Source organism: Pseudoalteromonas sp. SG41-5, from assembly GCF_014164495.1.
GTDB lineage: Bacteria > Pseudomonadota > Gammaproteobacteria > Enterobacterales > Alteromonadaceae > Pseudoalteromonas > Pseudoalteromonas rhizosphaerae.
Genome location: NZ_JACJFH010000121.1, coordinates 1 through 10,928 on the forward strand (window position 1 = coordinate 1; position 10,928 = coordinate 10,928).

Below are 10,928 nucleotides of genomic sequence, written 5' to 3' on the forward strand. Positions count from 1 at the left end.
ACTTGAACGGCACCGATGTATTTGGCGAGGCAGGCTTTATGCAGTACGATTTAAAGCAAATACAAGATAAAACTTGTCCAGAATTTTCAAAGTAGCTCCTCAGTATTCAGCCGCTCTATGAGCGGCTTTTATGTTTATAGCACCTTATACTTTCAATTTAGTGTGGTTGATTCACATCTAATATTCTTGATTAACTATAAAAACAAACCTACAACTCACTAATCAACAAGTTCCCTACCCCTTATATTAGGATGATTGCTGCTTTGTTTTCGGTATTCATTAGGAATTTCACCCACAATACTTTTAAACACCCGGTTAAAAGTCGCTAAAGAAGAAAAGCCGCTTTCAAGCGCGATGCTTAAAATGCTCCAACCTTTAGCATCCTCACTTGCCAATAAAACTTGCGCATATTTAACACGATATTGATTAATAAACAGATTAAAGTTGGCTACTTTGTAGTGATAGCGAATAGCTCGGCTGATTTTATATTCAGGTACTTGTAATACTTGAGCAAAATCTGAAATTTTAAGATTTGTTTGCAAGAATAGCTGTTGCTTATTGATAAGTTGATCAATGCCATCGATTAATTCAGGGGCAACATCGATTTGTTCATGTTTATTGGTGTTTTCAGTTATCTCAATGTCATTAAAAATACTAACTGTATCGCCCTCATTTTTAATACCTTGGCTATTTTTATCTCTCGCTTGAAGAAACATTAATGTTTGCATCGCAAGCACAATTAGTAGTGCAGATGAGGTAATAATAATGGGATTATATAGCTCAATTTCAGTCTTACTAAACATTAGCTTAGGTAATACACTTGCATTAAACACAGCTAAAAACCAAGCGCTGGCAAAGAGCACTGATTGCATTTTTTGTGACACTGTTTTTTCACTGTAGCCTCTTATTGCCTCCCAAAAAGAGAGCACAAGTATGCTTGATGAAAGCAATATGGTTACTTCATTCACCCCTTGCTTTAAGCGCCACATTATATCACTGGTAGGTAATGGCTGAGGATCAAAACTCACTAAGTAATGCCATGTTTGGTTAAACATTATCAAGCCTGCAATAGTTGCAGCAAAAACGATATGCCTGCGAGAAATTGGCTTGTTTTCACGAAATAACGCTCTAGCAATCAACCATGAAACATTACATGTAGCGCAAGTAAATAGCCCTATTAGGTATTGATACCCTCCGACACTTGACGCACTGAGTTTTTGCGCCCCAACCATACAGAGCGAGCCACAAAATAGTGCAAACAAATAGTGAACTAGCTGCTTATCTTTTTTCAGTGCATTAAATAACATCAACCCCATGCACACAAAGACGAGAAGGTAATAAGGAGAATTATTTTGCATAACAGGTCGCTCTTAAAATGACGTTGTATAAACAACGTTGCTTTAACTTGGATAATACAAAGTAACTCTAGCGATGGCAAAAAGACTTTGTTAGTGAATGTGTCAGTAACTAATTAACTAACCGTAAAAATTATCCATATATCGTTGCTCAAGTTTCGAATTTGAGAAGTATTCGCCCTGAAAGTCTTTATATTTGGCTATTGAAACGATTTAATGGAAAAGTACATGTTAATGCAAAAAATGAAAACAACCCCAAATAGGCTGCTCGAAAACAGTAAAAAAATATGGTTTATTTGCTTACTAATGGCACAAGGTTGCTTTGTAATTTACCTTATTTTGGGGTATGCCCTGACTAGCGTTACTACAGGTTTATCTGGCTGGGTCCGCCTTAACAATACCGCCTATGTTGCGAGCGACCCCATCGGTAATTTAATCTATGCCACGCATGTGCTACTTGCCGTAGTAATGATAATCGGCGGGAGTTTGCAATTAATCCCCGCAATAAGAGCAAAATATACTAAGTTTCATCGCTATAACGGGCGCGTATTCGTACTGTTAGCTTGTACCATTTCAATCGCAGGAATGTACCTTATGATTGTTAGAGGCACAGTAGGCAACCTGCTAATGCATAGCCTGACAATGTTTAGTGGTGGTATGGTTATTTTATCGAGCATATTTGCAGTGCTGGCTGCTAGAGGGCGTAATATAAATTCACATCAAATATGGGCAATTCGTTTATACCTTGCAGCAAACGGCGTGCTATTTTTTAGGTTAATGATTTTTGCCTGGTTTTTAACGTTTGGCTCACTCGGGATTGATACTACAACGTTCACAGGCCCAACCGTGTTAGCTGTTAGCGTATGTTCTTATGTGATGCCATTGCTCATTGCTGAACTGGTTAGGTATGCGGGGAAAACATCTAATAAAATGATAACAATCGCCACCGCAGCTTTAATGATGTTGATATCCATTGTATTTTTAGTGGGCTTATTTGGTGTAGTGTTAGCAAATTGGTACCCAGCGATAGTTGGCTAATAGCCACATAATTATTAACAAAATAGAAGGCCTAACCCAGCAATCTATTTCAGGGAGATGTGGGCTCTTTTACGGTAGTTGCTAAATCGATATTTGGGTCAGTAATACGCGCAAAAATAAGCCCGAGCTTATCAAGTGGAAATCGGTTGCTGAGTTGTTGATAAGAACCTGGGATCAACTGCTGATCTTTTTGCTGTGCAACCACAAATGAGAATACATAATAACCTTCAAGGCCCATTCTTAAATCACTCATAATGACTTGCTCATCTTGTTGATACACCCCATAAAGGCCTTTAGTAAATGCTTGCAGTAGCTTGATCTGCCTTGCATCATCAAGCTTTGCTAGTAGCGTATTTTCGCTAGGGTAAAATTGCATATCAACGTTGTCTGCGTCATCAAACACAGAGGCATAAATCTCATAATGCCCAAACTCGGTAACGGCCACAGCCCGCCACAACAAGGTATTAAATGGCGTTGGTGTACTTTCAAAGTGCTTAAATATGATATTTTGGGTATTTAGTGCCTGATGTATTTTATCTTCGATATGCCATTTAGCCGCCAACCCCCAAGCTAAATAAAGCGAACTGACGATTAACGCAGCAGTATTTATACGCTGTGCGTAAGGCCACATCCGCGCCAAGCAAAGCACTATACAAGAGAGCAACAATGGCAAAGTATACGCAGGATCAATAATAAATATGCTCGATATACCAAAGGGGTAAGTCGTCAGTGGCCACAGCAACTGTGTACCATAGACGGTAAAACTATCGAGCAATGAATGGGTACTCAAAATTAAAAACATGGCAACCGACCAACGCCTCAGCGATACACCCTTAGCCCAATTCATTTTAAGTAAAAGCCATGCAAACAAAGGGCTCACTAGCAGCTGTATAAGCAAAGAATGACTAAAACTGCGGTGATAGACAAAGTTTTCGACATTACCACCAAAATTAATGAGCACATCTAAATCAGGTAACGTGCCAAACGCCGCCCCAACTAATAACGACTTACGGCCCAGCTTATTACCTAATACTGTATAAGCAACTGCACTACCAAGCACAACCTGTGTGAGTGAATCCAATGAAAGCCTCTTTTCAAAATCAATTAAAGCATAGACTTATATTGTACTGTTGTAGGTCTTGTGTCGATCTCAATGAGTGATTAGTTTTCTGGAGAAGCTATAAGTTATGTGGATCCGCAAAAGAAAAATCCACCCCAGCTTATCAGCTAGATTTTTAAAACCGCCAATCCAATTACGATTGTATTTTAGTAAAGAGTCAACCCTGACGTCATGAATTCGAAGATTGTCTATAATCCTATTTCTATAAAAATCAATAAAATAGGTAAAGCGACTGCGCTCTACCTATTTATTTAAAAACAAGTATGACTTAGCTGCAACTTTTAACAAATGTCCATGAACTATCACTACCAGGCAGGCTATTTGTATACCAGTTCGCCTTATAAACATTGCCCTGATACTGAATTTGGTCGCCAGCTTCGTTATGTGTGTAAGGGCCTGCAGGATAATGCTTTCTAACCCAATTTGGATACGTTTTTACCTCAGTACAACTTGTTCCTGTTGTAACAGCACAACCCGAGGAATCGACATCAGTACCTTCTGGTGTATTGGGGCATTGATCTTGTACGTCAATTACGCCATCGCCATCTGAGTCTGTAGCCGCACACCCAATAGAATCTACGGGTGTATTCGGCAGTGTGTTAGGGCATTGATCTTGTGAATCAATTACACCATCTTCATCTGAGTCAAGCGGTGCATTATTCATATCCCAATTTAGTAGAATATCTTTTATCTTCTGCCCCGATGCACTTAGTGAATCCCAGCTACCACCAGGAAGAAAGGTTGATGCACCTTCATCTTTGTCATTTAAGGCCCAATTAGCGTGGCTAATAGTATTTGATTTAAGAAAAGCCATCCACGCGTCAGTTTCGTTGCTATTTACACCACCATTACCATCAGCATTGACTGCGCCCCATTCAGTTGCAAATAAAGCAATCCCATTATTTAAAGCCGTCTGCGCCTTATTTCTAAGTGACTCACCATGCGTACCTGCATAAAAATGTAAGGTATAAGCAATATTGTAGCGATCTATCGGGTCTTGTGAGGCAATATCAACATCTTGTGACCAAGTAGGCGTACCAACAATAATTAAATTATCAGGATCTATAGCTCTGATCTTATCAATAACGGTGTTGGCGTAAGGTTTTATATCGTTAGCCCACGATATCTGTAGTGGCTCGTTATAAATTTCATAAATAACGTTGTCGTAGTCGCCATATTTAGTGGCTGCTCGTTCAAAAAACCGGATCGCCATATCAGTGTCGGTATGCGCTTCGTGACTATGAAAATCAATAATGACATACATATCTTCTGCGATTGCTGCATCAACAACTGTATCAAGACGAGTAATATTACCGTCCCAATCGTCATTCAAACTGCCTGAGGTATTTTGTCCGTGACCGATCGCAGCACGAATGATATTAGCGCCAAATTCCTGTTTCGCATTGGCAACCGTTTGCGCGGTATAAAACTTTTCGCCGCCCCAACCTGTATTACTCCAAAATAAGCTTGAACCAGCAAAGCTCTTTGCCTCATCACCAGCTAATATTTGATTACCACTGACGGTTAACTTTTCAACCGCTGCATAACTTGTAGTGGAACAAGCGAGCAATAATGCCAGTGAAAGGCGCTTGGCTTTATATAGTGTTTTTTTAGGTGTACTTCCAATCGTCATAAAATCGTCCTTAAATTAGGTTACCCATCAGATGTAAACTGATATATCAATAATGTCATTAGCAAAAAACTAACAACACAAAGGTAGTACACTGAAATTATAATACAATAATAAAGAATGATTTACTTTATAAAATAATACTAGCGTAAAAGTAACTAAAAATGACCACTCATAGGCTGTCATCTGCAGGGGGGATACATTCAATAAAAAGCGTGAACGATATACACTTTAGTTGTCGCTAAATACCTTAACCGAAAGCGCTCCATTAATGTTTTAAATATCAATGAGTTGCTCTGTTTACAACATACTTGCCAATTTTCTCTGTATTGCTGTTCAAGGTCAGCGCATTCATATCGTTAATTTGATACGCTTAACCTATAAAACAATAAATTTTATATAGCTTGGTACGCACTCAAAAAATCACTGCCTACCCTTTATAAAAAACTAACTCGCTAATTATGAGAAACAACATGTATAAAACAAATCTCTTGGCTCTTTCTTTAACTATGGTGTCATTGCCAAGTCTGGCTGATGACAATACCGATTTAAAAAATATTATTGACCAACACTGGCAACATGCAAAAAGCGAAAAAGTATTTTTTCGCACCGACCCCGATGGGTGGAAACCCAATGGAAATCTGGCTCGCTGGAGTGAGCAAGCCATAAGTAAGCGCCAAACTTATAACGACCAAGTGCTGCACAAATTAGCTGCCATTAACCCAAAATCACTCAATAAAGAACAACTGATGAATTATCGGCTTTTTAAATACGAGCGCGAAACAGAGCAACAAAGTTACCAGTCACTTGATAAGTACTTTCCTATTAACTTTTTAAGCGGCTGGCATACATATTTTGCCGAGGCCCCTGCTAATATGGCGTTTTTAACTACCACCGATTACGACAATTTTTTGGTTAGTTTGAGCGACTACCCACGCTTTAACCAAGAAAACATCAACCTCATGAAAGAAGGCATACAACAAGGCTACACACACTATTGCGAGAGCTTTAAAAATTATCATAAAAGCATCAGTAAACATATCGAAAAAGAGCCACAAAACATTGCCTTGTATGAACCGTTTACACGTATGCCCAACACCTTTAGCCAACAACAAAAAGCAGCCTATCAAGAAAAAGCGAAAGCCCTAATTAGCAATAAAGTGGTTCCTGCTTATCAGCATTTTTATGATTTTTTTGTTGATGATTACATGCCAAATTGCAGAACAGATCCCGGTATTTCAAGCGTTAAAGGCGGGCTTGAATATTATAAGTATGCAGTAAGTTATTACACCACCACACAAGCTACGCCAGAAGAAATTCATGAGCTTGGTCTACAAGAAGTGGCGCGTATTAAAGCTGAAATGCAGGCTATTATTGATTCACTAAACTTTAAGGGTTCGTATGCTGATTTTCTGCAGTTTCTAGCAACTGCTCCACAGTTTTATGCAAAAGACAAACAAGATTTATTAGAAAAAGCGGCTTTCATTACGCAAAAAATGTATGGCAAATTACCGACCTATTTTGGTCATTTACCACGTAATACGTTTACTATTAAAGACTCTGCCAGTCGCGGCGCTTTTTATATGCCACCAGCAGATAACCGCTCTGCCGGCACTTACTTTTTAGCTTCAACCCCTTCGTTGCAACCTTTATATAATTTAGAAGCCTTGAGCCTACACGAAGCGATTCCAGGACATCACTTACAAAATGCAATTGCAATGGAACTGGATGTACCACCATTTCGGCGTACCTTAAGCCATTCAGCATTTGGTGAAGGTTGGGGTCTTTACGCAGAGCGTTTAGGTAAAGAAGCCGGCTTTTATCAAGATCCATACAGTGATTTTGGCCGATTAGGATATGAAATGTGGCGCGCAGTTAGGCTGGTTGTTGATACCGGTATTCACGCATTCGGCTGGAGTCGAGAGCGCGCAATTAACTACCTGAGCGAACATACTGCATTGCCACAAAGTGCCGTAGAAGATCAAATAGATCGTTATATCTCTTGGCCTGCACAAGCGCTTTCTTACAAAATGGGCGAGCTAAAAATACGTGAACTACGTGCAAAAGCTGAAAAAGAACTTGGCGCTGATTTTGACATTCGCAGCTTTCACGACACAGTTATAGGCCAAGGCTCGCTGCCAATTGCAGTACTTGAAGAAGTAATAAATGACTGGATAACGCAACAGCAAAAATAACACCCATTACATTAAATTAATAAGCTATTGCTGAGCTGATATTAGTTAAACAATAGCTTATTATAATCTGCAAGTGTGCTTGCTAGCTCCCCCATGCACAGTTCTAATTTATGCATCCATATAGTTGTATATGGGTTTAGTAAGTTATTGCTTTTATAAAGTTAATCAAAAACATAACACGGCCTGTATATATGGTGTCTATTTATGGCATTACGTTTTAAAATCATCCACCCGATTACAATTGTATTTACTTAATTCAGTAAAGAGTCAGCCCAATTTTGCTATCACTGTTGCTGCATTTTAGGTGCTGCATGAGTCATGAAACGCCTTGCTTAACCTTCCTATTAAATGCCATCTTTAATTGCAACCAAGGCCTCCGACGCATTATGACAACGATTTTTTTAAGTAAATCACAACAAGTCGCACTGCAAAAAGCACTTATCAGTAGTAAGCTGCTAAATAGTAATACTGCAAATAGTGATAGCCCACCATCACTTGAGCAACAAGCGTATAGCCATATCGCCGTCACGCTTTACCGCTTTAATTTACAAAAAATAAAATGGCCCTCTTTTTTAAAAACAGCAATAACTACGGCAACCGACAAATGCCCATGGTTAGCCAACGAACTTGTCAGATGCCAACAAGACTTCCAAGCCAAACCTAATGACGCTGTAATAAGTGAACAAAGTGCATTTATTAATGGTATTTTTAGCGAAGAACTCGCTTATATTGACGCCTTATTTGGAACAGAAGAGCAAGCTGAATAAAGTTTCAATATCAATACAGAAAAATACATATTTTAATTTCTATATTGCCACTTATTTCCAAAATAACTAACAATTACTTTTACTACCGAGATAAGTTATGATTATTTAATATCTAAACTATTTTTCTTTAAAATTAAAAATAGCCTTTTTATTTTTATTAATGAGTATCTATATGTCATTTTTTAAAACGTTTATTCCTGACTTGGATGAACTGGATTTAAATACACAAAAATTAAACAAGTCATTAAAAGATAAGATAAACCGTCGATGGAAAGACACATTTGATAAAGCAACGCTTTTACAACTTTATTCATCACTAATTAAAGAATTAAGATTATTTCGTGAAGGTCAAAGCCAACCTGCGAAATTATATTATTTTTTACAGCTATTTAGTTCATCAGATTATAAAGTTATTTTTGACAAAAAATCTCATCATGCTTTGCTAATGCACACAGAGTTATTAGAGAGTGAGATAGAGCAGCTGTTACTTGAGACCAACACTCAACTGATCCAAAACCCAACGCCTGCAGAGCAAGGTGATTTAAGGGAAATGGTGAGTGATTTAATTTCTTTATATTTTTGTCATCCTTCTTATCACAGTGAAGGATATGACGACTTAAAGCGTATTGGTGGCAACTTAGCATTTAAGTTTTTACGCACTTATCCTTACCAAGATACCAGTAACCTTCTAATCAGTTTATTACCATCAGCTTCAGACCCATTAGAGCAATATACACAATTAATTAATGACATTGTATGTAGCAAACAAAACGATGAAAATCGTGATTTACTACTCTATATTTTAGTTAGCGAAATGATTGGTTTTTATACCGAAAAAAGCGACTTTTTCTATAAAAAATCAAAAGAGGTCTTAAAGTTACTTTCAACTCATATTTCACATTGGAGTGATGACCAAATTGATTACTTTATAACTCAAGGCGTCTTGAATGGCTATAGCATATATCCAACTCCAAAAACTAAGATTGCCGAAATAAAGGGTTATATAAAAAAATTAAATGAAGGTAACTACAAGGCTCAGGTTATCAAAAAACGAGTTAAAGAATATAACCAAGAAATAGCAAATATTGAAAATGACCCTATTGCCTTTATAAATGCGGGCTATAACAAGGCTGCTAAAATTTTAATGGTGAAAAATAATACCATTACATTTTTAGAGAATCTTTCAAAACTTACTCCAGACAGTAAAACAAAAGTACATCTTGATCAACTTATCGCACAGACTTTAGCCCTTAAAAACACACCCAAAGTATTTCCTATTAATAAAACGCCTAAGATCAAATTTAGCGACCTGCATTTTAAGTTACTTGTTATCGAAGAGCTGATGTATAAAAAAAATTTATTAACCCCTAAGTTTGACCTTACCCAGTTTATAGCCCAATACCACCTGCGAGAAATTGATAAAGAGCAAGAAGGGTATGAAGTTATACCTGAGGCACTGGCTTATTTTAAAGGGCTTGATATCTCTGAGGAATTGTTAGCGAAAGTCACTTCGTTGACACAAGATTGCGGTGTCGATGGCGGCGCAGATGTTTATGCTCAGATATGGCCTTTTTGGGATCCAGGCTGTGGAGATGAGGTGTTAAAGGTAAGCAATAAAGCATCAAAAGACTTGCCACTGCTGCCTAACTTACAACAAGTCATCGGTTTAGAGCACAGTAATCCATCAAAAAAATTAATTAGCAGCTTTAAAGAACGCCAGATCCAATTAACTGAACAGGATGTTTAATTTTAATCTCTAGGAGTAATAATGTTTAATTCAGCAGAAGAAATTCACCAGCATATTGGCCAATCAATGTTCGACGCATTACCCGAACAGTGGGATAAAGCTTATTGTGATATCGGCCTGAGTCGAGAAAATACCTGTGGTTTTATGGCAGGGACTTACTATACAGGCGGTGAAGAAAAATTTTATAGTGTAGATATAATCGATGGAGTGTTGAAATATTCTCAGTGTGATGAAGCATTTTATGCACTTTATAAAATGATGAAAAAAGACGAATCAGATATACCTTGGAACAAAGCTCGTTTTGAATTAGAAAGTGATGGTAGTTACGACGTTAAAACTAAGTTTGATGAAGATTATATAATCTACACTGGATTAGATGCTGATGCTGCTGAGTTTGACTCATTGAGTCGCGACTTTCATTTAGCCATAGAATCTTGGGAAGGCTTGCCAGATGATATGCCATGCCCATGGAAAAGGGGCAGTTATGATAAGAGCATATTTTTGCAAGGCAATTCAGATGATCAGCAACAAACTGAATCAGAGCAAGCAATATTATCATCTTATTGGCAACAAGCCGGTGAAATAAACGAAACATTAGAGCTGAGCTTTTTAAATCCTTATTTAGCAGATTACCCTCACTGGCATGGCAGCACGCGAGATATTGTTTTGGTTACACCACCAGAATGGGAAAATCAAATCGTTGCTACAAGTGGCTTATCAAGTCCTGAAGCAGCATTTGAGGTATATCTAGAGACCAATGAACCCATTCAAAGATTCAACAGCTCTTGGCAGATGAACCTAATTCAAACCATTGGCGGTATAATACCCAATATCGATAACTTTAAAGAGCGCCTCAAAAAACACCGTTTTCTTACATTACAATTAGACATGGATGGCGCACCTGAAGAATGGTCAGTAGATCACCCTGACGGTAATATAGGTATGTTTATTGGTTTAGATAATGCGCATATAAATCATGATCATCTTAACTTTTTACCTATAAATATAAAATTAATGCGCCCAGACGAGTTATTGTATTGTTTAGATAAAGCAGCACAAGGCAGAGAGAAAATAGC

Annotated in this window: 8 protein-coding genes; 5 read left to right on the forward strand and 3 right to left on the reverse strand. The window is 37.8% G+C overall.

Annotated features, from left to right (window positions below; genetic code table 11):
• Window positions 1–218: 218 nt before the first annotated feature.
• Window positions 219–1,358 carry an AraC family transcriptional regulator gene (locus tag H5232_RS20620; protein ID WP_259398540.1) on the reverse strand — a complete coding sequence of 380 codons (1,140 nt, stop codon included), beginning with the start codon at window positions 1,356–1,358 and terminating at the stop codon, window positions 219–221.
• Window positions 1,359–1,583: 225 nt separating this feature from the next.
• Between H5232_RS20620 and H5232_RS20625 the strand changes: the two genes are divergently transcribed.
• Window positions 1,584–2,393, forward strand: a complete 810-nt coding sequence (locus tag H5232_RS20625) for a DUF2306 domain-containing protein (RefSeq protein WP_182719041.1) — start codon at window positions 1,584–1,586, stop codon at window positions 2,391–2,393.
• Between the two features lie 49 nt (window positions 2,394–2,442).
• On the opposite strand, the gene H5232_RS20630 is transcribed toward H5232_RS20625, so the two are convergent.
• Both H5232_RS20630 and H5232_RS20635 read right to left on the reverse strand, forming a co-directional pair.
• Window positions 2,443–3,474: a metal-dependent hydrolase gene (locus tag H5232_RS20630; protein ID WP_182831429.1), complete on the reverse strand. Its 1,032-nt coding sequence runs from the start codon at window positions 3,472–3,474 to the stop codon at window positions 2,443–2,445.
• 307 nt (window positions 3,475–3,781) lie between these two features.
• Window positions 3,782–5,146 carry a cellulase family glycosylhydrolase gene (locus H5232_RS20635; RefSeq protein ID WP_182719039.1) on the reverse strand — a complete coding sequence of 455 codons (1,365 nt, stop codon included), beginning with the start codon at window positions 5,144–5,146 and terminating at the stop codon, window positions 3,782–3,784.
• A 470-nt stretch (window positions 5,147–5,616) separates the two neighbouring features.
• On the opposite strand from H5232_RS20635, the gene H5232_RS20640 reads away from it, so the two are divergent.
• The 4 genes from H5232_RS20640 to H5232_RS20655 all read left to right on the forward strand — a co-directional run.
• Complete coding sequence (locus H5232_RS20640; protein WP_182761939.1) at window positions 5,617–7,338, forward strand: DUF885 family protein; 1,722 nt, start codon at window positions 5,617–5,619, stop codon at window positions 7,336–7,338.
• Between the two features lie 386 nt (window positions 7,339–7,724).
• Window positions 7,725–8,105: a hypothetical protein gene (locus H5232_RS20645; RefSeq protein WP_182740548.1), complete on the forward strand. Its 381-nt coding sequence runs from the start codon at window positions 7,725–7,727 to the stop codon at window positions 8,103–8,105.
• A 172-nt stretch (window positions 8,106–8,277) separates the two neighbouring features.
• On the forward strand, window positions 8,278–9,852 hold the full coding sequence (locus H5232_RS20650) for a DUF6892 domain-containing protein (protein WP_182740549.1): 1,575 nt from the start codon (window positions 8,278–8,280) through the stop codon (window positions 9,850–9,852).
• A 21-nt stretch (window positions 9,853–9,873) separates the two neighbouring features.
• A partial coding sequence (locus H5232_RS20655; protein WP_182831430.1) for a hypothetical protein occupies window positions 9,874–10,928 on the forward strand: 1,055 nt, incomplete at its 3' end.